The sequence below is a fragment of the Streptomyces sp. GESEQ-35 genome (assembly GCF_017948485.1).
Lineage (GTDB): Bacteria > Actinomycetota > Actinomycetes > Streptomycetales > Streptomycetaceae > Streptomyces.
The window spans coordinates 85565-109827 of sequence record NZ_JAFFSX010000019.1 but is presented as its reverse complement, the minus strand read 5'-3'; the positions used below and the strand labels follow the sequence as shown (position 1 = coordinate 109827).

The window sequence follows — 24263 nt, the reverse complement described above, 5'->3', positions numbered from 1 at the left end:
CCCCACTTCCTGCACTCTCCTGAGCGCGGTTCGCGGGGAAGGACCCGGTGTCCGGAAGGAGGGTTGCCGCACCGCAGCGGGGTTGAGCGGCATTCAGCCCTTCCTCAGCACCAGCTCGGTGTTCCGGTCGCCCGCCTCGCCGCCCAGGCTCGTGCTCGCGCCCGGGGCGTTGAAGGACAGCTCGCGGTAGAGGGCGGCCAGGCCGGTCTGGGAGAGGTCGGTGAAGTCCGTGCGGTGCGGGGCCGCGGACTCGATGAGGGTGGTGAACAGCGACAGCGTGCCGTCCTTGTTGTCCACCACCTCGATGATGCGGGCGAGTTGGGGGAAGTCCACGTGCGAGGCGGTGGAGATCTCCCAGAAGGAGTGGCCGCCGGACCCGGTGTGCGGGGTGACGACGTTCCTGTGGATGTGGCCGTTCACCCAGGCGAGAGCGTTGGTGTGGCGGCCGAGTACGGCGAGGACGTCCTCGCCCCCGTGCCTGCGGTCGTTCGGACGGACCGGGTCGGGACGCAGATTCGTCATGGTCCCGCTGGTGTGGTGGCTGAAGACGATCGCGTACTCGTCCCTGTGCTGCTTCAGCGTCCGGTCGAGCCAGTTCAACTGGGCGGCCCCGATGGACCCGTTGTAGTGGCCGCCCGCGTCGGTGGTGTCGAGGCTGATGCCGATCACGTCGTCGGAGATGCGGAAGCTGTAGTACTGGGTGCCCGCCTCGACGTTCGCCGTGGAGTAGCCGTGCCCGACCGGACCCACGCCCTTGTACGCGGGGTCCAGGTGGGCCTTGACGTACTCGGCGGCGGTGAACGGGGCACGCTTCTCGTCCGGGGTGACCGAACGCAGGTCTCGGGTGTGGGCCTTCAGCAGGTCGCGGAAGTAGGTCCCCTTGGGGTCCGTGTCGCCCTTGAGCGTGTCCTGGAGCTTCTTCGCCTCGGACGCCGACAGGCTCATCAGCTTCTTGCCGCCGGCGGCGAACTCGGCGAGGTATGAGTCGCCGTGGCCGTACGTACCCAGCGGCATGGCGTCGTGGTTGCCGACCGTGGAGTACCAGGGGATGGTCAGCCCCGGGCTGTTCATCTCGCGGATCGCGGCGGCCAGGAAGCCCTCCAGGTGCGGGAAGCCCAGCTGCTTGTCGGCGTCGCGGGTGGTGGAGTCAGGCTGCCAGTACTGCTTGAGGCCGCTGTTCTGGACGCCCTCATAGTGCCGCGGGTCCCCGGTGTTGGGCGTGACCCGGCCACCGCTCATGATCTTCAGGAACCACTCAAGCTCGGACTTGGCGTTGTTGTCCGTGTTGTCGCCGGTGGTCATGGCGAAGCGGAGCGGGGAGCCGGTGACGGGGGCACCCCGAAGCGCGTTGACCCGCTCGACCAGCGAGATCGCGCCCGGCACGGTCAGCGCCTCGTGCGGCCGCCAGGCGTGCACGTCCGTCGAGCGCAGGAACTCCAGACGCAGCGGGTGCTGGCTGTCGATCAGATGCAGATCGGTGAGCTGCACGAACGCGGCGAGCGCGGTACGGCGGCTCTCGCGCCCCGACTTGGCCGCGGCCAGCTCGCTGCGCACGACGCGCTGCCAGCCGGGGCCGTCGCCCAGTCGCCGGTAGCCGGAGGAGGTGCGGGGGGCGGCGACGGCGGCGAGCGTGGTGCCACGCGTGTAGGGCGCGAGGGGCACGGCGACGGCGTTGCGGGCGGGGGCGACCGGCGCCTCGACGGCGGCACGCGCGTCGGTGACGGTGGCGGCCTGGCTGTCGGTGGGCCGCAGGGCGTAGCCGACGCCGGCGGACAGGGACACCGCCCCGGTGGCGGCGAGCAGCGTACGACGGTGGACCCCCAGCGTGGAGCCGGCGACAGAGCGTATCCGCGACATGCGCGTATCTCCCCGATTGCGAACGCGTCGACAGTGGTCACGGGCCGTTCGCTGACGCGAACCGCCCGTTCTTACTGGATCGTTGGCAGCAGGGATGACCTGCGCGTAAACAGGACCACAACGCGCAACGCCGATCACCGTACGTCGATCTTGGATCACCCTGCGCGTGGTCGACCGCTCGGCGAACCGCCGGGATGCGGTCACTCCGTGTTCATTTTCGGGGGTATGGAAGCCAGAAGTCCGGTGCGGTTCGGCAGCGCCCCGAAGGGGCGCGGGGAACTGCGCGACCAGCCCCCACCGGCCCGCGGACGCATACGGCGAAGGCCGAAGCGATGGGCGACTTGCCCCTCTTCGCGCGCTATCCCCGCAAAAAGCATCGCGGGTTTTCCCCACACATGCATATCGTTTCGGTCAACACTCCCCAAACAACTGTCCCTTACGTAAAGCTTTGCGGTCGTCCGGGTTCGCATTCCGGACCAACGTGACCGGGGTTGATCGGCCCGGTCGCGCCACGATCGTTCCTTTACCTACAAGGGATGCCGATGACCCTCACCCCCCAGCGCGACCCGAGATCGGGTGCAAGACATGTGGCCCGAATAGCCGTGGCCGCGGGTCTCGTCGCCGCGCTCTCCGCGGCCGGGCCGATACCCATGGCCATGTCCGCCGACCAGTCGGCGACCGCGGCCGACCCCGCCGTCAAGTCCGCCCACGACAAGCTCGGTTCGGACGACGCCGATCTGCTCGCCGATGCCAAGGCCGACGGCGCCAAGACGGTCACGATGATGGTGGCCACGGCGCCCGGCAAGACCGAGCAGGTCGCCGAGCAGCTCGACGCGGTCAAGGGCGGCCTCGTCGGCCGTACCTACGACAAGCTCGGCTACGTCCGCGCCACCGTCCCCACCGGCAAGGCGGACTCGGCCATCGCCGCCGCCACGAAGCTCTCCTCCGTGCACGGCATCGACCTGCGTGAGGAGATACCGCTCGACGACCCGACGCCGAGCGCGGACACCGCCAAGAGCGCGACGGCCACGGGCACTTACCCGGCCCCCGGCAAGAAGACGCCCGCCGAGAACCCGTACAACCCGTCCTTCGAGACGGGCGCCGTCGACTTCGTGGACGAGCACCCGAAGGCGGACGGCCGCGGCATCACCATCGGCATCCTGGACTCGGGCGTCGACCTGGGCCACCCGGCGCTGCAGAAGACCACCACCGGCGAGCGCAAGATCGTCGACTGGGTGACGGCGACCGACCCGGTCGTGGACGCCGACAAGACCTGGCGCCAGATGAGCACCTCGGTGTCCGGGCCGACCTTCACCTACGGCGGCAAGACCTGGACGGCCCCGGCGGGCTCGTACCAGATCAGCACCTTCCTGGAGTCGTACACCACCGGCGGCGACGCTGCGGGCGACGCGAACCGCGACGGCGACAAGACCGACTCCTGGGGCGTCCTCTACGACGCCGCGGCCGGCACGGTCCGCGTCGACCTGAACAACAACAACGACTTCAGTGACGACACCCCGATGAAGCCGTACAAGGACGGCTTCCAGATCGGGTACTTCGGCACCGACGACCCGGCCACCGACGTCGCCGAGCGCCAGCCCTTCGTCATCGAGATCCGCAAGGACGTCGTCTACAACTCGGCTGGCGCGAAGGCCGACTTCGTCAACATCGGCGTCATCGAGTCCGAGCACGGCACGCACGTCGCCGGCATCACCGCCGCCAACGGCCTGTTCGGCGGCGAGATGAACGGCCAGGCCCCCGGCGCGAAGCTCGTCTCGTCCCGCGCCTGCACCTGGTCCGGCGGCTGCACCAACGTCGCGCTCACCGAGGGCATGATCGACCTCGTCACCAAGCGTGGCGTCGACATCGTCAACATGTCCATCGGCGGTCTGCCCTCGCTCAACGACGGCAACAACGCGCGCGCGGAGCTGTACACACGGCTCATCGACGAGTACGGCGTCCAGCTGGTGATCTCCGCGGGCAACTCCGGCCCCGGCGCGAACACCATCGGCGACCCGGCCCTGGCCGACAAGGTCATCTCGGTCGGCGCGACCATCTCCAAGGACACCTGGGCCGCCAACTACGGCTCGGCGGTGCAGAAGTCGTACGCGATGATGCCGTTCTCCTCGCGCGGTCCGCGTGAGGACGGCGGCTTCACGCCGACGCTCTCCGCACCCGGCGCCGCGATCAACACCATCCAGACCTGGCTGCCGGGCGCCCCGGTCGCCGAGGCGGGCTACTCGCTCCCGGCCGGCTACGGCATGCTCCAGGGCACCTCGATGGCGTCCCCGCAGGCGGCCGGCGCGTCCGCGCTGCTCCTGTCCGCCGCCGAGCAGAAGGGCATCGCGCTCACCCCGGTGAAGCTGCGCACCGCCCTGACCTCGACCGCCGACCACATCAGTGGGGTCCAGGCGTACGAGGAGGGCGCGGGCCTGATCAACATCGTGGACGCCTGGGACTCCATCAAGGACGGCGCCACCGCCCACGACTACACGGTCAAGGCGCCGGTCGACACCGCGATCGACTTCGCGCTGAAGACGCCCGGCTTCGGCACCGGTCTGTACGACCGCGAGGGCGGCCTGAAGGCGGGCCAGAAGAAGACGTACGACGTCACCATCACCCGTACGTCCGGCGCGGACCGGCCGCTGCTGCACGAGCTGTACTTCGAGAACAACGCGGGCGGCACCTTCAAGATCGTCGGTTCCGACGTCATCAAGCTGCCGCTGAACCAGCCGGTGACCGTCAAGGTCCAGGCCGCGCCGAAGTCCGCCGGCCTCAAGAGCGCGATCCTCGAGATCGACGACCCGCGCACCGAGGGCATCGACAAGCAGGCCCTGAGCACGGTCGTGGTCTCGGCGCCGCTGAAGTACACCTACTCCGCGTCGGGTTCGGTGCAGCGCAACAGCACCAAGTCCTACTTCGTGACCGTGCCCGAGGGCGCCAAGTCGCTCCAGGTCGCGATCGGCGGGCTGAAGGACAAGAGCCAGACCCGGTTCATCTCCATCCACCCGTACGGCGTTCCGGTCGACGTCACCTCCACGCCGAACTGCTACAACAACTACCTCGACGGCAACGGCTGCAAGCCCGACGTGCGCTCGTACGCCGACCCGCAGGCCGGAGTCTGGGAGATCGAGGTCGAGTCGCGCCGTACGTCGCCGCTGCTCGACAACCCGTACAAGCTGGACGTCGAGGTCCTCGGCGCGGCCTTCGACCCCGAGGTCGTGACCGTGCCCGAGGCCAAGGTCGGCACCCCGGCCGAGGCGTCCTGGAAGGTCACGAACAACTTCGCCGCCCTGGACGGCAAGCTGGTCGGCGGCCCGCTCGGCTCGTCCAAGACGGCCCGGCCGACCATCGCCGACGCCGCGACCCAGACCAGCACGGTCGTGGTGCCCGAGGGCGCCGCGTCGCTCGACGTCGCCATCGGCAACGTCTCCGACACGGCCGCCGACCTCGACCTGGCGGTGCTGAACGCGGCCGGCGACGAAGTCGCCTCGTCCGCGGACGGCGACTCGGAGGAGGCGGTCTCCATCGCCAAGCCCGCGGCTGGCACGTACACCATCGTGGTCGCGGGCTACTCCGTTCCGTCCGGCTCCACGGCCTACGACTACCTGGACGTGTTCTTCTCCTCCGCGCTCGGCACCGTCACCGTCGACGAGTCGACGCCGGTGAAGCTGGGCACGGGCGAGTCGGCCACGGTGTCCGGTTCCGTCACCGCCAAGGCGGCCGCTCCCGAGGGACGCGAGTTCTTCGGCCAGGTCCAGCTGGTGAACGCCCGCGGCACGGTCGCGGGCCTCGGCAGCGTGAAGATCGAGAAGGTCATCCCGTAGTTGCTACGGCAGTCGGGGCGGGCGTCCGTGACGGGCGCCCGCCCCTTTCTCATTCGCAGGTGAGGGTGCGGGACTCGGGCAGGGCCCGGGTGATCCAGGCCCGTTCGCGATCGATGTCCTTCCTGCCGACGGCCCACATGTCGGGCGAGGCCGCGTTCCGCGGGAGGCCGATCAGGGCGTGGTCGCCCTTGTTGAGAATGTCCTCGTCCATGACGAAGACGACCTCGTCCTCGCCCTTGGCGGGCTTGTAGTAGCGGGTGACGTCCAGGGTGACGCGTTCCTGGGTGGTGCCGGGGACCGGCACCACAGCGGTGACCGTGCCCTCGACGACGAGGCGGGCGCAGGCAAGGTAGAGGGCGCTGCTGTCCTTCACCGCGCCCTCGTTCTGCCCCGAGGAGTCCGAAGCTGCGCTGCCGCCGTCGTCGCTGTCGGTCACGCCGACCCCGCCCCCGGACTGCACGACGAGCCACCCCATCCCCGCGAAAAGCGCGACGGCACACGCCACGGCGAGCCCGCCCAGCGCGACCTTGAGCGGCCGCCGCCCCCTCGGCCGTACCGGAGCGGGCTTGTCGGCCTTCTTCTGCACCGGCTCGGCGGCCAGCGCGTCCCCGATGATCCCCAACTGCTCGCGCAGCGACGCCACATCGGTGAGAGCCGACCGGTGCTCGGCCATGAAGTCGGCGTCCGCGCGGGTCTCGTCCGTGAGCGGCTCGTCGGTGAGCGCGGCCATCAGCGCGTCGGCGCCGTTGTGTTCGGCGGTCACGTCACACCACCTCGTCCTCGTGCAGGCGGGCGCGCAGAGCCCGTACCGCCGTGTGCAGCCTGCTCTTGACCGTGCCTTCCGGGATGCCGAGTTCGTCGGCGATCGAGCGGACGGGCAGGTCGGCGTAGAAGCGCAGGACGAGGACCTGGCGCTGGGAGTCGGGGAGCTCGTCGAGTCCCTGTGCGACGGCGAGGGAGAGCACGCTGGTGTCCTCACCCGAGGGGTGCTCAAGCTGGCGCAGGGAGGCGAGCCGCTCGCCGATGCGCTCCTGCCGGCGCTTGGCGCGGTGCCAGTCCATGGCCAGGTTGGAGGCGACGACGGCCGCCCACGCGGAGACGTCGCGCGGGGCCTCGTACCCCTTCGCCGCCCGCTCCAGCAGCCGCAGGCGGACCTGCTGCACCCCGTCCGGCAGATCCGTCTGCGGCACACCGCCCAGCGCGAGCACCGCCCGCACCCGGCGTTCCTGAGCCGCGTCCAGAGGATCATCGTCCTCTTGGCCACGGCGGGCCTTTCTGCGCAGCACAAGCCACCCCCCTCACCGCGTTTCCTCTACGACGCCGCAGGCGACGGAAACGTTCGGCCGGCCCCGGGAAATTCATACAGAGGCGTACGTCACACGGTCCGGCGTTCCATTCCTCGGGCATGGAGAGCAAAGAATTGGACAGGCGGACCCGGGTCGGCCGCATGATGGAAAAGCCGCAGACATGCACGTACACGTAGAAGGAGTCGCCGTGAGGGTCGGAATCGTCGGAGCCACCGGTCAGGTCGGTACGGTCATGCGCAGGATCCTCAAGGAGCGCGCCTTCCCGGTCACCGAGCTGCGTCTGTTCGCCTCGGCCCGCTCGGCGGGGACGGCCCTGGACGGCGTGACGGTGGAGGACGCGGCGACCGCCGACTACTCGGACCTGGACATCGTGCTGTTCTCTGCGGGCGGCGCGACCTCCCGGGCGCTGGCCGAGAAGGTCGCCGCGCAGGGCGCGGTCGTGATCGACAACTCCTCCGCGTGGCGCCGCGACCCGGACGTACCCCTGGTGGTGTCCGAGGTGAACCCGCACGCGATCGCGGACCGCCCCAAGGGCATCATCGCCAACCCGAACTGCACGACGATGGCCGCGATGCCGGTGCTGAAGCCGCTGCACGCGGAGGCGGGCCTGGAGGCGCTGGTCGTCGCCACCTACCAGGCGGTCTCCGGCTCCGGTCTTGCGGGCGTCGCCGAGCTGCACGGCCAGGCGCAGAAGGTCATCGCCGACGCCGACCAGCTCACCCACGACGGCGAGGCGATCGACTTCCCCGAGCCGCAGGTCTACAAGCGCCCCATCGCCTTCAACGTGCTGCCCTTCGCGGGCAACCTCGTCGACGACGGTCTGAACGAGACCGACGAGGAGCAGAAGCTGCGCAACGAGTCCCGCAAGATCCTGGAGATCCCGGAGCTCAAGGTCTCCGGCACCTGCGTGCGCGTCCCCGTCTTCTCCGGCCACTCCCTCCAGGTCAACGCCCGCTTCGCCCGCCCGATCAGCGCCGAGCGCGCCACCGAGCTGCTGGCCGGCGCCCCGGGCGTCGAGCTCTCCGACATCCCGACCCCCCTCCAGGCCGCCGGCAAGGACCCGTCGTACGTCGGCCGCATCCGCACCGACGAGACCGTCGACAACGGCCTCGCCCTCTTCGTCTCCAACGACAACCTCCGCAAGGGCGCGGCCCTGAACGCGGTACAGATCGCGGAGCTGGTCGCGGCGGAGCTGAGCGGCAAGTAAGGCCCCCGACCGTGTGAAGGCTGCGGGTATAGCCGCGATGGGCCGTCGATCGTCTGCGGGTCCGTCGTGGCTGGTCGCGCCCACGCGGCGGTAGCCGCAAATCGACAACAGCCCCGCGCCCCTTACGGGGCGTTGCCCAACCGAAGCCGGCTTCCAGCGGGCGCATCTGCCAATTGGCCAGGGCGAATCGCCGGACGCCGGAGGGCCGGTCACCCGCGGTCGGCCGGCCCCTTCGCGCACCCGAGGACCGGCACCGCGAGCAGCGCCAGACCCGCCCCGAGCGCCAGTACGGCGGAGAGCCCGGGGCCGTCCGCGGCACGGCCGCCGAGGAAGGCGCCGAGTGCTATGGCGCTGTTGAAGACCCCGGCGAACAGCGCCGACGCCGCCTCGCGGGCCTGCGGGACTGCCGCCGAGAGCCAGTTCTGGGCGGCGACGGAGACACCGCCGTATGCCAGTCCCCAGAGGACGAGGAGAACGGTGGACGCGATGAGCGAACGGCCGGCGGGGACCAGGAGCAGGACAACGCTGCCGAGGCCCGCGCAGATCGCCAGCAGCGCCCGGCGTGGATCGCGGGCCGCTGAGCAGGTCGGGTGAAGTCCGCTCCGGTTCGGCAGCGCCCCGAAGGGGCGCGGGGCTGTTATCGATGTGCGGCTACCGCCGCGATGGGGGTCCCCCCGGGTTCGAGCGAAGCCGAGAACTTGGGGGAGCGACCAGCCACGACGGCGCCGCAGACGCTCGACGACATATCGCGGCACCCCCAGCGGAGCGCTCAGCGCGCCGCAGGCGAACGTGCCGGCGATGCCCGCGAGGCCGTAGCCGAGCAGGAGGGCGCTGACCAGGGCGGGGCCGGTGTCCGGGACGCGCTCCAGGACCGGGCGGACGTAGGTGTACGCGGCGAAGTGGCCGGTGACCAGCAGGGCGACGGCGAGCAGGCCGCGCGCCACCTGCGGGGTGCGCAGCAGCCCCGGGAACGTGCCGAGCCGGACCGGCCGCTCGGCGGGCAGCGGAGGCAGCGCCACCGCCAGGACCGCCGCGACGGCCAGGGCGAGCCCGGCCGGCGCGGCGAACGCCCAGCGCCAGCCCGCCAGCGCACCGAGGAAGGTGCCGGCCGGAACGCCGAGCACCGAGGCGACCGCGATACCGCTGAAGACCAGCGAGGTGGCCCGTCCCGCCGAGGCCGCGGGCACCAGCCGGGCACCCAGGCCCGCGGCCACCGCCCACACCCCGCCGATACACACCCCGACGAGGGCGCGGGCGACCAGCAGCACGGCCAGATGCGGGGCGAGCGCGGAGAGCAGGTCGGCCGCCGCGAGCAGTAGCAGCAGCCCGCACAGGACGGTACGGCGGTCGGCCCGGCGCACGGCGACCGGCAGCAGCGGGGCGGAGAGGGCCGCGACCAGTCCGGGCAGGGTGAGGGCGAGGCCCGCGGTGCCGGGGGAGACGTGCAGACCGGCACCGAGGGAGGTGAGCAGGCCGACCGGCAGCATCTCCGTGGTGACGACGGAGAAGGTGGCGGTGGCGAGGGCGAGGACGGCGATCCAGGGGCGGGAAGGGGCCGGCATGCCCCATGGGGTGGTGGCCCCGGTCGTGGCGGGGGACATTCCCCCACCCTTTTCCGTGACCGGCCCCGGGACAACGGCCAGGCACGCTTCTCCCGCTACGGCCGCCGCACCTCGTACAGGAAGCACCCGTACTCCACGGCCCGCACCTGGGCGAGCGCCACCGCCGGGTCGTCGAACGCCTGCCGGAAGGCCTCGTCGTCGGGGGCGCCGACCAGCGCCCCGCCCAGGATGCGGCCCTCGGCCGAGTAGCGGCGAACCGTGCGGTGGGCGTTGGCGAAGGGGTAGCCGTCCGGGTCGGGCCCCGGGCACTCCTCGGCGTGGATGAAGACCGGGCCCTGCTCGTCGTACGCGCCGGGATCCACGCCCGTCACAGCCGCCCAGCGGCGCAGCGGGGCGTACGAGACGAGGGCGATCCGCTCCCCGGGCTCGCTCCGGCGCAGACAGCAGCGCAGCGGCGCTCCACCCTCCTCATCGATCACGGGAACCAACTCGCGCCCCGCGTCGTCAGCAGAGCGAAGCTCCTTCAGGATCACGGGGGTGATGGGTCGTGCGATGTAGGTCGTCATGCATCCCAGGCTGCCGCGGCCGCGTGCGGATGACTGGCGGGATACGGACAGGGCGTTCACACCATCCAGCCCGTCCGGCGTTTGAGGACGAGGCCCTTGGGCCGAAGCGGGGGTCTGGGGGCGCAGCCCCCAGTGACGCGAGCCACGACGAACCCGCAGCCCCCCTGCCGAACCGTCAGAGACATTCGTGCAGGTCCCGTGGAAGGATGACCGAACCGCCGAACCTACCCATATCGAGGAGATGACCGCGTGCCTGGCACAAACCTGACTCGCGAAGAGGCGCAGCAGCGAGCCAAGCTGCTCACCGTTGACTCGTACGAGATCGATCTCGACCTCTCCGGCGCGCAAGAGGGCGGTACCTACCGGTCCGTGACCACGGTGCGCTTCGACGCCGCCGAAACCGGCGCGGAGTCCTTCATCGACCTGGTCGCCCCGACCGTCCACGAGGTCACGCTCAACGGCGATCCGCTCAGCCCCGACGAGGTCTTCAACGACTCCCGGATCGCCCTGCCGGGGCTTCTGGAAGGCCGGAACATCCTCCGTGTCGTCGCCGACTGCGCGTACACCAACACCGGCGAGGGCCTGCACCGGTTCGTCGACCCGGTCGACAACCAGGCCTACCTCTACACCCAGTTCGAGGTCCCGGACGCCCGCCGCGTCTTCGCCTCCTTCGAGCAGCCCGACCTGAAGGCCACCTTCCAGTTCACCGTGAAGGCGCCGACGGGCTGGACGGTCATCTCCAACTCGCCGACGCCCGAGCCCAAGGACGACTCCTGGGTGTTCGAGCCGACGCCGCGGATCTCGACGTACATCACGGCGCTCATCGTCGGCCCGTACCACTCGGTCCACAGCGTGTACGAGAAGAACGGCCAGTCCGTGCCGCTGGGCATCTACTGCCGGCCGTCGCTCGCCGAGTTCCTCGACTCGGACGCGATCTTCGAGGTGACCAGGCAGGGCTTCGACTGGTTCCAGGAGAAGTTCGACTACGCGTACCCGTTCAAGAAGTACGACCAGCTGTTCGTGCCGGAGTTCAACGCGGGCGCGATGGAGAACGCGGGCGCGGTGACGATCCGCGACCAGTACGTGTTCCGGTCGAAGGTGACGGACGCCGCGTACGAGATGCGGGCCGAGACGATTCTGCACGAGCTGGCCCACATGTGGTTCGGCGACCTGGTCACCATGGAGTGGTGGAACGACCTGTGGCTGAACGAGTCGTTCGCCACGTACACCTCCATCGCCTGCCAGGCGTACGCCCCCGAGTCGCGCTGGCCGCACTCCTGGACCAGCTTCGCCAACTCCATGAAGACGTGGGCCTACCGGCAGGACCAACTGCCGTCCACCCACCCGATCATGGCCGAGATCCGCGACCTGGACGACGTGCTCGTCAACTTCGACGGCATCACGTACGCGAAGGGCGCGAGCGTCCTGAAGCAGCTCGTGGCGTACGTCGGCATGGACGAGTTCTTCCGGGGCGTGCAGGCGTACTTCAAGGCGCACGCGTACGGCAACACGCGCCTGTCCGACCTCCTCGGCGCCCTGGAGGAGACCTCCGGGCGTGACCTGAAAACCTGGTCGAAGCTGTGGCTGGAGACGGCCGGCATCAACATCCTGCGCCCGGAGATCGAGACGGACGCGGACGGTGTCATCACCTCCTTCGCGATCCGCCAGGAGGCCCCGGCGCTCCCGGCGGGCGCCAAGGGCGAGCCGACCCTCCGGCCGCACCGCATCGCCGTCGGCCTCTACGACCTCGACGACGACAGCGGCAAGCTGGTGCGCGACGAGCGGATCGAGCTGGACGTGGACGGCGAACTGACCGCCGTACCGCAGCTGGTGGGAAAGCGCCGCCCGGACGTGATCCTGCTCAACGACGACGACCTCTCGTACTCCAAGGTCCGCCTCGACGAGAAGTCCCTCGCCTTCGTGACCGAGCACCTGGGCGACTTCGAGTCCTCCCTCCCCCGCGCTCTGTGCTGGGCGTCGGCATGGGACATGACCCGGGACGCGGAGCTGGCGACCCGCGACTACCTCTCCCTGGTCATGTCGGGCATCGGCAAGGAGTCCGACATCGGCCTCGTGCAGTCGCTACAGCGCCAGGTGAAGCTGGCGATCGACCTGTACGCCGCCCCGGCCACCCGCGAGGCCCTGCTGACCCGCTGGACGGACGCCACGCTGGCCCATCTGCGGGCGGCGACGCCGGGCAGCGACCACCAGCTGGCCTGGGCGCGGGCGTTCGCGGCGACGGCTCGTACGCCGGAGCAGCTGGACCTGCTCGATGCGCTGCTGGACGGTTCCCACACGATCGAGGGCCTGGTGGTCGACACCGAGCTGCGCTGGGCGTTCGTCCAGCGCCTCACGGCCGTGGGCCGGTTCGACGAGGCGGAGATCGCGGGCGAGTACGAGCGCGACAAGACGGCGGCGGGCGAGCGGCACGCGGCGACCGCCCGCGCGGCCAGGCCCACCCCGGAGGCGAAGGCGGAGGCCTGGGCGTCGGTCATCGAGTCCGACAAGCTCCCCAACGCCGTCCAGGAAGCGGTCATCTCGGGCTTCGTCCAGACCGACCAGCGCGAGCTGCTGGCGCCGTACGCCGACACGTTCTTCGACGTCGTCAAGGACATCTGGGACTCCCGCTCGCACGAGATCGCCCAGCAGATCGCGATCGGCCTCTACCCGACCGTCCAGGTCTCCCAGGAAACGCTCACCAAGACCGACACCTGGCTGGCCTCCGCCGAGCCCAACGCGGCCCTGCGCCGACTGATCTCGGAGTCCCGCTCCGGCGTCGAGCGCGCCCTGAAGGCCCAGGCGGCGGACGCGGAGCAGTAGTTCGCAGGTCAGTCCTTCGTACGTCGAGGGGGCGCCCGGCACTACGCCGGGCGCCCCCTCTACTTCGGCACAAGGAGATCTCGATGAGGAGGAACTGGCCGAGTCTGCGCCGCCGCTGCCGCGGAGCACTCCTCATGGGCGTTTTCGGGGCCATTGTGTCGGGGCCGCCGGAGTTACTTGAGTCCGGTTTCGGACTGGATCTCCTGCTCGCCGGTCTGCTCGGGACGGTCCTGGGAGCGGTCACCGGGTTCCTGTTCCCCTCCCTGATGGCCCGTCGCCCGCCACAACACCCGCTTCCGCCACCTCCAGCCCATCCCCCACAACCTCCCCCTCCTGGCCGGACAGCCCCGCAGCAACCTCCCCCATCGTCCCGAGCACCCTCCCCAAGGCACCCCCCTCCTCCGCCCCCTTCCGCACAGCCGCAACCACATGCCGGACCGGCCGGTCACCGCCCAGCTCCCGCATCGCCACGCCCTCGCGCCGCACCCCCACCATCCGCGGCACCAACGCCACCCCCATCCCCGCCTCCACCATCGCCAGAATCGCGGTCCACCCGGCCGCCGAGTGCCCCTGATACGGGCTGAACCCGGCAGCCTCGCACGCCCCTCGCGTGATGTCGGACCACGGCCCGCTCCCCCCGAAGATCCACGGCTCGGCGGCGAGGTCGGCGAGCCTCAGTGGCTCGGTGGAGGCGAGCGGGTGGTCGTGCGGGAGGGCGATGTCCAGGGGATCGGCGAGCAAGGGCAGGCGGGTGAACCGCGGGTCCGCGGCGCTCGGTGCCTGGGCGGCCAGCGACAAGGCCAGATCCACCTCTCCGGCGGCCAGCAACTCGTAGGCCTGACCCGCCTCGGCCTCCCGCACCCGCACGCTCACCCCGGGATGCGCGGCCCGCAGCGCCCGTACGGCCGGTACGACCAAGGCGGGCACCGCCGTCGAGAAGGCGCCGACCCGCACCTCGCCGACCTCTCCGTGCACGTACGCCGCCAACTCGGCGTCCGCCCGTTCCAGTTGCTCGAACACCGCCTCGGCATGGCGCAGCACCAGCCGGGCCGCGTCCGTGAGCCGCACCCGCCGCCCCTGCGCCTCCAGCAGTGGCACCCCCAGCTGTTTCGCCAGGTTGGTCAGCTGCTGCGAGACGGCCGACGGAGTCATCCGCAACGCCTCGGCGGTCGCCGTCACGGTGCCCTGTTCGCGCAGTGTCCGCAGGATCTGAAGTTTCCGGATGTCCCACTCGGCCATGGCGGCAACCTATCCGGCGGTACGACTCGACCCGGCGCCCAGCACGACCCCGCCCAGGATCAGCGCCATGCACAGCACCTGCGCCGGGCCGGTCGCCTCGTCGAGCAGCGCCCAGGACAGCAGGGCCACGCAGACCGGCTGGAGGTAGTAGACGACGCCGGCGCGGGTCGGGCCGACCAGCGCGATCGCCGTGTTCCAGGCGAAGAAGGCGAGGGCGGAGGAGGCCACGCCGACGTAGAGGAGGGGCAGTACGGTTCCGGCCGTCGGCTGGAAGCCGCCCTGCACGGCGAGGCTCACACCCTGGGCGGGCAGCAGCAGGGCGGTACCGATGAGGAACGTTGTGAACAGGAAGGCGGCGCCGCCGAGTTCGGCGGGCCTACGGCGCAGCAGTGCGCTGTACGCGCCGAAGCTGAAGGCCGCGGCGATCATCCAGAGGTCGCCCGCCGCGAAGCCGGCTCCTCCGCCCACCAGCAGCAGCACGCCCGTGCAGGCGATCAGCAGGCCGGCCACCCGGCGGGCGCCGAGCCGAACGCCGCTCGCCCGCTCGTACACCGCCATCAGCACCGGCGCCGCAGCCATGATCATGCCCATGTTGGCGGCGGGCGTGGACACTCCGGCCTGGTTGACGAGCGTGTTGTAGACGGTCACGCCGAGGAGCGAGGCGAGGAGCAGATAGCCGCGGTGGCGCAGGATCAGCTCCCGCTGCCGCCAGGCCTGCCGGGCGCCGAAGGGGGCGACGACCGCGAGCGCCACCACCCAGCGCCAGAAGGCGTGCTGCACGGGCGGCACGCTGTCGCCCAGGGCCCGGGAGGTGACGAAGCTGCCGGACCAGACGAGGGTGGCCAGAGCGGCGAGGGCGACCCCCAGAACAGGGGCCGCCCTCGATGCCGTACGGGAAGTGGTGGTCCGGTCGGCTGTGACGGCCACAGAGGTCCTTTCGCTGGTCGGTGATCGCGATGATCGCGATGATCGCGGTGGGTCCACCGTCGCAGCGCTCGACCTGTCAGGTCCATCGAATCTTTTTGATGATTCTCTTCAGTGAAGCTGAACAATCGATCCCGGGTCAGCCCAGGTGGGCGGCGAGTGCGGTCTCGACCGCCGAGTCGTCCGCGGCGTCCGTCGCCCAGGCCACGTATCCATCGGGGCGCACCAGCACGGTCGTACGGCGGTCTCCTGCCCAGTGCTCCACGGCCAGCCGGTCCTCGCGGCCGGCGCCGCCCCCGTGACCTTCAGGGGCGATCAGCACGAACCGGCCGCCGCGGAGGGCCTCGTAGAGACGGCCGCTCTTGAGGGCGACGTCGGGGACGCGGGTGCCGGTGAGGCGGTGGGAGCCGCCGGGGGCGGGGTACTTGAAGCCGAGGCCGGAGATCTGGGCCAGGGCCTTGCGCTGGGCGGGCCGGGCCACGTTGAGGAAGGCCGAGACGAGGCCGCGTGCGGCGCGCAGCACGGGGCTCTGCGCGCGGGCCAGCCGGACCAGCCCGCCGCTGCTGCGCAGCACCGCCTTGCCGACGGGGTGGCGTTCGGCCTGGTAGGTGTCGAGGAGGCCCGCGGGTGCCCAGCCCTTGACGGCCGCGGTGAGCTTCCAGCCGAGGTTGGCCGCGTCCTGAAGGCCGGTGTTCATGCCCTGGCCGCCGGCCGGGGAGTGGACGTGCGCGGCGTCCCCGGCGAGGAAGACCCGGCCGACCCGGTACTCCGGCGCCTGGCGCTCGTCGCTGTGGAAACGGGAGAGCCAGCGCGCGTCATGCATGCCGTAGTCGGTGCCCAGGGCGCGGCGGGTGACGTCCTTGATCTCGTCGAGGTCGAGCGGGGCGTCGTCGGCCACTTCGTTGCGCCGGTTCCAGCCCATGACGCGGTACCAGCCGTCACCGAAGGAGGCGATCATCGCGAAGGCGTCGCCCGCACCGTTGACGGTGAGCACACCCTCGGGCCGCTGGGCGAGCCTGACGTCGGCCAGGAACAGGGACTTGATGACGGAGACGCCGGGGAAGGGCAGGCCGATCGCCTGGCGTACGGCGCTGTGGTGGCCGTCCGCGCCGACGACGTAGGCCGCGCGGTGGGTGGTGACCGTCCCCTCCGCGTCGCGTACGTCGAGGTCGACGCCGGTGTCGTCCTGGCGCAGGCCCACGACCTCGCTCTCGTACACGAACTCGGCCCCGGCCTCGCGCGCCCGCCGCTCCAGCAGCCGCTCCACCTCGTACTGCGGGGTGATCAGCAGGAACGGGAAGCGGGACGGGAGTGTGCCCAGGTCGAGCGAGAGGCGGCGGAAGAGGCGCAGGCCGGTGATGGTGTCGCCGGTGGCGAGCAGCGGGTCGGCGAGACCGCGGGCGTCGAGCTGCTCCAGGGTGCGGGCGTGGACGCCGAAGGCGCGGGAGAGGTTGCTGATCTTGTGGGGGCGCCTTTCGAGGAGGGTGACGGAGACGCCGGCGGTGGCGAGGTCACCGGCGAGGAGCAGGCCGGTGGGGCCGGAGCCGACGACGATGACGGAGGGGGCGGGGGTGGTGCCGTTTCCAGTGTCGTTGCCGTTCATGGTGGCCTCCTGAGTGCCAACGCTTGTTTGCCAACAACTGTTGACCAACGCTCGTTGACCAACGTAGAGCGAGCCCTGAACACTGTCAACACTTGTTGGCCTACGCATGTTGGCCTACATTCGTTGGCATGAAAGCCAGCAGCAGCGGCAGCCCAGATTCCGGAACCGGCACCCCGCACCGCCGCTCCGACGCCACCCGCACCGCGATCCTCGCCGCCGCCCGTGAGCGCTTCGCGACCGACGGATACGAGCGGGCCACCATCCGCGCCATCGCCAAGGACGCGAGCATCGATCCATCGATGGTGATGCGCTACTTCGGCAACAAAGAAGGCCTGTTCGCGGCGGTGGTCTCCGTCGATCTCCAGCTGCCGGACCTCGCCGCGCTGCCCCGGCACGACGTCGGAGAGATCATGGTGAGGCATTTCCTCACCATGTGGGAGGAGAACGAGGTGCTCACGGCCCTGCTCCGGGTCGGCACCACCAATCAGGCGGGGGCCGAGCGGATGCAGGGCATCTTCCGGGACCAGTTGCTGCCGGTCGCCCGGCACGTGTGTCCCGACCCCGAGCAGATCCCGGCGCGGGCCGCGCTCGTGGCGACGCAGATGCTCGGGCTGGCGCTGACCCGGTACGTCCTGAAGTTCCCGCCGGCGGTCGCCCTCAGCCGCGGGGAGATCGTGGCGTGGCTGGGGCCGACGGTGCAGAGGTATCTGACGGCGCCGAGTCCGTGACGCCGTACGCCGGAATCCCGCGGAACACAGCAAGGGCGCCGACCCCGCCGTACGTACGGCGGGGTCGGCGCCCTTGACAGAGCGTGCGGGGCCCGGTCAGGCCTTCGAGCCGGTCTTGGCCTTGGTCTTGGGGATGGTCACCCGGTGCGCCACGTGCGACTTGTCCAGGACCATCACCAGACCGGCGATGACCGCGAACAGGGCGAGCGGGGCCGCGACGAACAGACCCAGCGTCTCGATGACGCTCAGGCCCGTGCCGGGGTCGTCACCGTCGTCGCGGGTGAGCGCGAGCGCGGGAGACGTCATGAGCAGCATCATCAGCGTCGTACCGGCAGCCAGGGCGCCGGCGCGCAGGGCGTTCTTCTTGTCCACGGGGACAAAGTATCCAACGCCGGGTGGGGACGCGCGTTCGGGGTGCCGTAAGAGGTGCGCCGGGGTCGGAAGCGAGTGGCCACGGCGCTCACGAGTGCCGCGCACCCGACGCCCGCAGCACCTCGACGAGCGCATGCAGTCTCGCCGACCCCGCCACCTCCTCCAGCGTCACCGGCTTCCCCTCCGCATCCGCCACGGGAAGCCGCCAGTTCGGGTACTGGTCCCACGTACCCGGCAGGTTCTGCGGGCGGCGGTCGCCCACCCCGTCCGGCAGCCAGACGCCGATCATGCGGGCCGGGGTGCGGAGCAGATAGCGGTGGAGGGCCTGGACCTCGGCCTCCTCGGAGGACGTGCCGATGCCTCCGCTGGTCCCCTGCAAGAGACCCAGCCGGGCCAGCAGGGTCAGCCACTCCCCGGTGTCGGCGGCCGCCTCCGCCCGTTCCTCCTCCAGGGGGCGGGTCAACAGGCCGAGGCTGTCGCGGAGTTCGACGTGTTCGCCGGTGAGACGGGCGGCGGTGGAGGGCAGGTCGTGGGTGGTGGCGGTGGCGAGGCAGTCGGCGCGCCAGTGCTCGGGGGGCAGCGGGCGGCCGTCGCCCTCCCAGTCCCGTTCGAACCACAGGACCGACGTGCCGAGCACCCCGCGCTCGCGCAGCGTCTCGCGGACCCCGGGTTCCACGGTGCCCAGATCCTCGCCGATCACCACGGCCCCGGCGCGGGAGGCCTCCAGCACGAGGACGGCGAGCATGGCCTCGGCGTCGTAGCGGACGTATGTCCCCTCGGTGGGCGGCAGCCCTTCCGGGACCCACCACAGCCGGAACAGGCCCATGACGTGGTCGATGCGCAGGGCGCCGGCGTAGCGGAACAGGGCCTTCAGCACCATGCGGAACGGGGCGTAGCCGGACTCGGCCAGCCGGTCCGGTCGCCAGGGCGGCAACCCCCAGTCCTGGCCCCGGGCGTTGAAGGCGTCCGGCGGTGCGCCGACCGACATCCCGGCCGCGAAGTACCGCTGCTGCGCCCAGGTGTCCGCGCCCCCGGGGTGCACCCCGACCGCCAGATCGTGCACGATCCCGAGCGGCATGCCTGCCTCGCGCGCGGCGCGCTGGGCGGCGGTGAGCTGGGCGTCGGTGAGCCAGGCGAGACGGGAGTGGAAGTCGACACGGTCCATCAACTCGCGCCGGGCGCGGGCGGTTTCCGCCGAGCGCGGGTCGCGCAGACCGGTCGGCCAGTTGTGCCAGTCCGAACCGTGCACCTCGGCCAGCGCGTACCAGGTGGCGTGGTCCTCCAGGGCCTCGCCCTGGTCGGCGAGGAAGTCGACGTACGCGGCCCGGCGCCCCGGCCCCAGCGGCACCTCCCGTACCAGCTCCAGCGCCTCCCGCTTCAGCTCCCACACCGCGTCCCGGTCGATCAACTCCCCCTTCTCCAGCACCGATTCACGCAGTCGCGCCGCCCGCTCCAGCAGCCCCCGCACCCGCTCGCGCCCGTCGACGTACCCGAACTCGGGGATGTCCTCGACGTGCAGATGCACCGGGTCGGGGAAGCGGCGCGAGGAGGGCCGGTAGGGAGACGGGTCGGTGGGCGCACCGGGCACGGCCGCGTGCAACGGGTTGACCTGCACGAATCCGGCGCCGAGCGCCCGCCCGGCCCAGGCGGCCAGCTCGGCGAGGTCACCGAGGTCGCCCATGCCCCAGGAGCGCCGGGAGAGCAGGGAGTAGAGCTGGACGAGAAGGCCGTACGAGCGTCCGGGCGGCGCGGGCAGCCGGGGCGGGGCGACGATCAGGTGGGCGCGGGCGGTGCGGCCGTCGGGGGCGGTCGCGGTCAACCGGTGGACTCCGGGCGGGAGTTGCTCGGCGGCGGCGCGGGTCTCGCCCTGTTCGGTCTCGATGCGCAGCCGGGTGCCCTCCGGGAGCGCGGCGAGGGCGGCGGACGTACCGCCGATCCAGCAGACCACCGTCGGCGGCAGCAGCCGTTCGCTCAGCTCGCTTTCCCGGGCGGCGAGCGCGGCACGGACGTCCCCGGGGGTGCTCGTGTCGACGCCGAGCGCGGCCAGCGCCCGGCTGAGTGCGACGGCCGAGGCGGCGACCGTACGGTCGGGCGACGGGCTGTAGGACATGGCGACGCCGTGCAGCTCGGCGAGCCGGGAGAGGTCCTCGTCAGGGGGCGCGGCCGACCGGGGTGCCGTCATCTACCGCTCCGGGCGGAAAAGGTCCGGGTAGGCGTCGAGCTCGCCGGTCGGCATGTCCGCGTAGGCGTCGGACTCGCTGGTCAGCGGGGCGGCGTCGGCGAGCGGCGGCTCGCTGGTGAGGGGTTCCGCGTCCGGCAGCGGGGGTTCGCTGGTCAGCGGAGCCTCGGCGCAGGCGCTCTCCGCGCTGAAGACGCAGCTGTGGAGATCGGGTGCGGCGGACTGGTCCGCCTCCTGTTTGGAGAGGGCCGAGAGCAGAAGGTGTGCCGATGCGGCCACGAGGGCCTCCTTGTCGAGTACGGCGAGTGCGGCTTCGTACGGGTAACGGCTCAGTACGTGTAACGGCTTCGTACGGGTAACCGCAGCCCTACCCAGTGGGCGCCGGACCAGACGTCTCCGGCCGGACGACGTGCGCCTAGTCACACACCGCCCGCCCCGGCCCTTGAACTTCTACCCGCAAATCCAGAGGGAACTATTCACTCAGTACATGTAGCAAGTGCATACTGGTCGCCATGAGCACCCGCCACCTCCTCCTGGGGCTGCTCGCAGGGGGGCCGAGCCATGGCTACGACCTCAAGCGACGCCACGACGAACGTTTTCCGCAGGCCCGTCCGCTGGCCTACGGGCAGGTCTATACGACCCTCCAGCGCCTGGTCCGCGACGGCCTCGCCGAGGTCGAGGGCACCGACTCGGACGGCGGTCCGGAGCGCACGATGTACCGCTCGACGGACGGCGGTGCGCGCGAACTCGCCAAGTGGGCGGGCGAGATCGCGCCGCCCGCGCCCTTCGTGACGAACGAGATCTTCGCCAAGGTCGTGGTCGCGATCCTGTCCGGCGGCGACCCGGAGGCCTATCTGCGGGCGCAACGCGCCGCGCACATGGAGCGGATGCGTGAGCTCACGGCGGTGAAAACCGCCCCGGGCGCCGATCTCGCGACCGTGCTCTCGGCCGACTACGCCCTTAACCACCTTGACGCCGACCTCCGTTGGATGACCACGACGGCGGCCCGGCTCACCACCCTGACCGCGGAGGTCGACGCAGCATGACCAACCCAGTGCCGCTCCTGGCGGCCCGTGACCTCACCAAGGCGCACGGCAGGACCGAGGCCCTGCGCGGCGCCTCGGCCGAGCTGCACGCCGGCGAGATCCTCGCCGTGACCGGCGCCAGCGGCAGCGGGAAGTCGACGCTGCTGCACTGTCTGGCGGGGCTGGTCCGCCCGGACGAGGGCACGGTGACGTACGACGGGGCGCGGCTGGACACGCTGCCCGAGAAGAGGCTGAGCGAGCTGCGCCGTACCGACTTCGGCGTGGTCTTCCAGTTCGGGCAGCTCATCCCGGAGCTGACCGCACTCGACAATGTGGCCCTGCCGCTGATGCTGGCCGGGAGCACACGGGGAGAGGCGCAGGAGCGGGCCGGTGAGTGGCTGGAGCGGTTCGGCGTGCGCGGGCAGGAGGCGCAACGGCCGGGTGAGCTGAGCGGTGGCCAGGCACAGCGGGCCGCCCTGGCCCGGGCGCTCGTCACCGGCCCGAAGGTGGTCTTCGCGGACGAGCCGACCGGCGCACTGGACTCCCTGGCGAGCGAGCAGGTGATGACGGCCCTGGTGCACACCGCCCGCGAGGCGGGCACGGCGGTGCTGCTGATCACGCACGACGCGCAGGTGGCGGCATACGCGGACCGCGAGGTGCGGCTGAGCGACGGGACCGTGACACCACTGGAGGTGACCGCATGAGATCCCACCTGCCGACCACCGACAGCACCCGGACTCCGACCTCCGCGGACCGCGAGGTGCGGCTGAGCGACGGAATCGTCACGTCGCTGGAGGTGACCGCGTGAGGGCCGATCTGCGGCTGGCCTGGATGTTGACCCGGGGGTCGGACCGGCGGGAGTGGTGGCGGGCGGCGCTGACGGCGGTGGGGGCGGGGCTCGCGACCGGTTTCGGGCTGGTGGCCGTCGCGATCGCGTCGATCGAGGGGCAGTACTCGATCTCCTTCGCGAACGGCCTGCTGAACCATCCCGGTGAGCGGACGGGCGTGGTCCTCGCGCTGGTGCTTCTGCTGATCCCCGTGCTCGGGTTCCTCGGGCAGTGCACCCGGATCGGTGCCGTGCACCGCGACCGGCGGCTGGCCGCGCTGCGGCTCGCGGGGGCCGCGCCGGGACAGGTGCGGCGGATCGCCGCGCTGGAGGCGGGGCTCGCCTGTCTGGTGGGGTCGGTGGCCGCCGTACTCGCCTCCGTGCCGGTCGTGCTCGGCCAGTGGGAAGCGCCGCCGGGCCTCGCCTGGGCCGGGTTCGTGCTGGTCGGGGCCGCCGTGCCGGTGCTGGGTGCGCTGGTGAGCGCGCTGGCGCTGCGCCGGGTGATCGCCTCGCCGCTGGGCTGGGTGCGTCGGGTTCGGACGACACGGCGGCCGGGGCTCGCGCTCGCGGTGGTGGTGCCGGCGTTCGCCGTCCTGGTGCTGCTTCTGGCGTTCACGCCGTACCGGGACAATCCCCTCATCGGGTTCGCGATGGTTCCGCTGACGGTCTGCGCCGCGGTGGTACTGGTGGGTGTGGTCTCGGTGTGGCTCTCGGGGGTCACTGCCGGGCTGACCGGCCGGTACCTAGCCGCCCGCACGGGAAACCCGGGCGTGCTGATCGCGGCGGAGCGGCTGCGCGACGACCCGTGGGCGGCGGCCCGTACGCATGCGGCCGTGCTGCTGGTGACGGTCGTGGGGACGGGCTTCGTCGGCGTACGGCAGGGGCTGCTCGCCCAGCTGCACAGCATGGAGCACAGGGCCGTGAGCATGTCCTTCTACGAGACGGGTCTGAACCTCACCGCCGCCGCGATCCTCGTCGCCCTCGTGATCACGCTGTGCGCGCTGGCCGTCGGCACCGCCGAGTCACTGGCCACCCGCCGCCGGGGCCTGGCCGCGCAGACCGCCGCCGGGGTGCCACGGGCGGTGCTCGGCCGGGCGCTGCTGCTGGAGACGGCGCTGCCGCTCGCGCCGGCGCTGCTGCTGGCGGGGCTCGGCGGCCTGACGATCGGCGTCGGATACGGAGGACTCGTCGGCGGGGCGTTCGCCCCGTCCTCGCTCGCCGCACTCCTGGTCCCACTCGCGGTGTACGCGACCTGCCTGCTGGCGGCGGCCACCTCGCTGCCCCTGCTGAGCCGCTCGGCACACCCCGGGGAGCTGCGGTACACGTAACACGTCCGGTCCCGGGGGAACGGGGGACCCCCGGGACCGGCTGAAGGCGTGCCGTTTGCCCGGCCGTACCGTCGCCCGGCCGGGGCAATGCGAAGGCCCGGATCGTCAGGCGGAAATAGCGCCGTCGATCCGGGCCATGGCGTCCTCCGCGCCAAATGGCTGCAAGTAGGGCAGCCAGCGCGGATCCCTATGGCCGGTCCCGATGATGCGCCAGGCCAGGCCGGTGGGCGGAGCAGGTTTGTGGCGCAGGCGCCAGCCGATCTCGAAGAGATGCCGGTCGGCCTTCACGTGGTTGCAGCGACGGCAGGACGCCACCACGTTGTCCCAGACGTGCTTGCCCCCGCGGCTGCGCGGGATGACGTGGTCGACGCTGGTTGCGACGCCACCGCAGTACATGCACCGGCCCCCGTCGCGGGCGAAGAGCGCCCGCCGGGTCAGAGGAACGGGTCCCCGATAGGGAACCCGGACGAATCGCTTGAGCCGGACCACGCTTGGTGCGGGGACTGTGACGGTTGCGCTGTGCATAAAGGCGCCGGACTCCTCGAGGCATTGGGCCTTGTTCTCGAGGACGAGGACGAGCGCGCGGCGGAGCGGTACGACGCCGAGCGGCTCGTACGACGCGTTGAGGACCAGGACATGCGGCACGGATGCCTCCTTGTGCGTCGGCGGCGCGTGGCTCGCGCCGGGACGATCTGTAGTCAGTCTCTCCTCATGCCTGGTGGAAGCGCCACCATGTCCCGGTAACGGGCTGGGAGTGTTTTCGACCACATCTGAAATCATCCCCCGGATCACGGAGGGTTCATCCCACCTGTTCATGCCCGGGTCGGCGGCTTCTCTCCCTCGAACATGACAACGATCCACACACGATGCCCCGATAGTGTGGTTGGCCTGCC

The 24263-nt window shown here is 71.3% G+C and carries 19 protein-coding genes; 7 read left to right on the top strand and 12 right to left on the bottom strand.

Going from position 1 to position 24263, the window contains the following annotated elements:
- Positions 1 to 93: 93 nt before the first annotated feature.
- Positions 94 to 1857, bottom strand: coding sequence for a TIGR03767 family metallophosphoesterase (locus tag KCH87_RS31005; RefSeq protein WP_210589902.1), 1764 nt, complete (start codon positions 1855 to 1857; stop codon positions 94 to 96).
- Positions 1858 to 2399: 542 nt separating this feature from the next.
- Between KCH87_RS31005 and KCH87_RS31000 the strand changes: the two genes are divergently transcribed.
- Positions 2400 to 5684 (top strand): S8 family serine peptidase, encoded by a 3285-nt coding sequence (locus KCH87_RS31000; protein WP_210589900.1) that lies wholly within the window; start codon positions 2400 to 2402, stop codon positions 5682 to 5684.
- Between the two features lie 49 nt (positions 5685 to 5733).
- Here KCH87_RS31000 and KCH87_RS30995 read toward each other — a convergent pair whose 3' ends face one another.
- Positions 5734 to 6447 carry a hypothetical protein gene (locus KCH87_RS30995; RefSeq protein WP_210589897.1) on the bottom strand — a complete coding sequence of 238 codons (714 nt, stop codon included), beginning with the start codon at positions 6445 to 6447 and terminating at the stop codon, positions 5734 to 5736.
- Between the two features lies 1 nt (position 6448).
- Positions 6449 to 6970, bottom strand: coding sequence for a sigma-70 family RNA polymerase sigma factor (locus KCH87_RS30990; protein ID WP_210589894.1), 522 nt, complete (start codon positions 6968 to 6970; stop codon positions 6449 to 6451).
- 208 nt (positions 6971 to 7178) lie between these two features.
- Here KCH87_RS30990 and KCH87_RS30985 point away from each other — a divergent pair, with 208 nt between their 5' ends.
- Positions 7179 to 8198, top strand: coding sequence for an aspartate-semialdehyde dehydrogenase (locus tag KCH87_RS30985; protein WP_210589891.1), 1020 nt, complete (start codon positions 7179 to 7181; stop codon positions 8196 to 8198).
- A 209-nt stretch (positions 8199 to 8407) separates the two neighbouring features.
- On the opposite strand, the gene KCH87_RS49395 is transcribed toward KCH87_RS30985, so the two are convergent.
- Both KCH87_RS49395 and KCH87_RS30970 read right to left on the bottom strand, forming a co-directional pair.
- Entirely contained in the window at positions 8408 to 9760 is a 1353-nt protein-coding gene (locus KCH87_RS49395) for an MFS transporter (RefSeq protein WP_247197078.1), read from the bottom strand.
- A gap of 95 nt (positions 9761 to 9855) precedes the next feature.
- A complete protein-coding gene (locus KCH87_RS30970; protein WP_210589888.1) occupies positions 9856 to 10326 on the bottom strand; it encodes a DUF1203 domain-containing protein in 471 nt (156 codons plus the stop codon).
- 249 nt (positions 10327 to 10575) lie between these two features.
- Between KCH87_RS30970 and pepN the strand changes: the two genes are divergently transcribed.
- The gene (gene pepN, locus KCH87_RS30965; protein WP_210589885.1) at positions 10576 to 13146 is read left to right on the top strand and encodes an aminopeptidase N; all 2571 of its coding nucleotides are present in this window, start codon (positions 10576 to 10578) and stop codon (positions 13144 to 13146) included.
- A 240-nt stretch (positions 13147 to 13386) separates the two neighbouring features.
- On the opposite strand, the gene KCH87_RS30960 is transcribed toward pepN, so the two are convergent.
- The 3 genes from KCH87_RS30960 to KCH87_RS30950 all read right to left on the bottom strand — a co-directional run bounded on the left by KCH87_RS30960 (position 13387) and on the right by KCH87_RS30950 (position 16912).
- Positions 13387 to 14385, bottom strand: coding sequence for a LysR family transcriptional regulator (locus KCH87_RS30960; protein ID WP_210589881.1), 999 nt, complete (start codon positions 14383 to 14385; stop codon positions 13387 to 13389).
- A 9-nt stretch (positions 14386 to 14394) separates the two neighbouring features.
- Positions 14395 to 15312: a DMT family transporter gene (locus KCH87_RS30955; protein ID WP_210589880.1), complete on the bottom strand. Its 918-nt coding sequence runs from the start codon at positions 15310 to 15312 to the stop codon at positions 14395 to 14397.
- A 136-nt stretch (positions 15313 to 15448) separates the two neighbouring features.
- Positions 15449 to 16912: an FAD-dependent monooxygenase gene (locus KCH87_RS30950; protein ID WP_247197077.1), complete on the bottom strand. Its 1464-nt coding sequence runs from the start codon at positions 16910 to 16912 to the stop codon at positions 15449 to 15451.
- A gap of 128 nt (positions 16913 to 17040) precedes the next feature.
- On the opposite strand from KCH87_RS30950, the gene KCH87_RS30945 reads away from it, so the two are divergent.
- Positions 17041 to 17640 carry a TetR family transcriptional regulator gene (locus KCH87_RS30945; RefSeq protein WP_210589874.1) on the top strand — a complete coding sequence of 200 codons (600 nt, stop codon included), beginning with the start codon at positions 17041 to 17043 and terminating at the stop codon, positions 17638 to 17640.
- A gap of 96 nt (positions 17641 to 17736) precedes the next feature.
- Here the strand turns inward: KCH87_RS30945 and KCH87_RS30940 are convergent, their stop codons facing one another.
- The 3 genes from KCH87_RS30940 to KCH87_RS30930 form a co-directional block, all read right to left on the bottom strand.
- Positions 17737 to 18012 carry a hypothetical protein gene (locus KCH87_RS30940; protein WP_210589871.1) on the bottom strand — a complete coding sequence of 92 codons (276 nt, stop codon included), beginning with the start codon at positions 18010 to 18012 and terminating at the stop codon, positions 17737 to 17739.
- A gap of 88 nt (positions 18013 to 18100) precedes the next feature.
- Positions 18101 to 20194 carry a 4-alpha-glucanotransferase gene (gene malQ / locus KCH87_RS30935; protein WP_210589868.1) on the bottom strand — a complete coding sequence of 698 codons (2094 nt, stop codon included), beginning with the start codon at positions 20192 to 20194 and terminating at the stop codon, positions 18101 to 18103.
- Positions 20195 to 20470 carry a hypothetical protein gene (locus KCH87_RS30930; RefSeq protein ID WP_210589865.1) on the bottom strand — a complete coding sequence of 92 codons (276 nt, stop codon included), beginning with the start codon at positions 20468 to 20470 and terminating at the stop codon, positions 20195 to 20197.
- 233 nt (positions 20471 to 20703) lie between these two features.
- Between KCH87_RS30930 and KCH87_RS30925 the strand changes: the two genes are divergently transcribed.
- The 3 genes from KCH87_RS30925 to KCH87_RS30915 all read left to right on the top strand — a co-directional run bounded on the left by KCH87_RS30925 (position 20704) and on the right by KCH87_RS30915 (position 23370).
- On the top strand, positions 20704 to 21237 hold the full coding sequence (locus tag KCH87_RS30925) for a PadR family transcriptional regulator (RefSeq protein WP_210589862.1): 534 nt from the start codon (positions 20704 to 20706) through the stop codon (positions 21235 to 21237).
- Entirely contained in the window at positions 21234 to 21920 is a 687-nt protein-coding gene (locus KCH87_RS30920) for an ABC transporter ATP-binding protein (protein ID WP_210589859.1), read from the top strand. The genes KCH87_RS30925 and KCH87_RS30920 overlap by 4 nt, the downstream gene beginning before the upstream one ends.
- A gap of 127 nt (positions 21921 to 22047) precedes the next feature.
- The gene (locus KCH87_RS30915) at positions 22048 to 23370 is read left to right on the top strand and encodes an FtsX-like permease family protein (protein ID WP_210590085.1); all 1323 of its coding nucleotides are present in this window, start codon (positions 22048 to 22050) and stop codon (positions 23368 to 23370) included.
- Between the two features lie 105 nt (positions 23371 to 23475).
- Here KCH87_RS30915 and KCH87_RS30910 read toward each other — a convergent pair whose 3' ends face one another.
- Positions 23476 to 24015 (bottom strand): HNH endonuclease, encoded by a 540-nt coding sequence (locus tag KCH87_RS30910; protein WP_210589856.1) that lies wholly within the window; start codon positions 24013 to 24015, stop codon positions 23476 to 23478.
- Between the last annotated feature and the right edge of the window lie 248 nt (positions 24016 to 24263).